This is a genomic window from Ralstonia sp. ASV6 (genome assembly GCF_016429285.1).
Taxonomy (GTDB): Bacteria; Pseudomonadota; Gammaproteobacteria; order Burkholderiales; family Burkholderiaceae; genus Ralstonia; species Ralstonia flaminis.
This window is the reverse complement of record NZ_JAELUI010000705.1, coordinates 1-251: the sequence shown is the minus strand read 5'-3', so window position 1 is coordinate 251 and position 251 is coordinate 1. Positions and strand designations below refer to the sequence as shown.

Here is a 251-nt window from a genome sequence, read left to right as displayed (position 1 = left end):
GACCACATCAACGGTATCGAGGGCTTCTGGAGTTACGCCAAAAACTGGCTCTATCCGTACCGTGGTGTGCCCAGCAAATTCTTCCATCTTTACTTGGCTGAAACCTGCTACCGATTCAACCACCGTGGGCTGCTGCCGGTTCAGTGGACACCGACCTAAGCTTCTCGAGCTTGCTCAAACTGTATCGGACTGACGTAGCCGAGCGTCGAATGCCTGCGCGTCGGATTGTAGAAGCGCTCGATGTAGTCGAA

General features: G+C 54.2%; 1 protein-coding gene. It reads right to left on the bottom strand.

Annotation, left to right across the window (positions count from 1 at the left end; all coding sequences use genetic code 11):
- Nucleotides 1-155 precede the first annotated feature (155 nt).
- Nucleotides 156-251, bottom strand: a 96-nt coding sequence (locus JHD73_RS28945) for an IS3 family transposase (RefSeq protein WP_199029503.1), incomplete at its 5' end; no start/stop codon positions are given.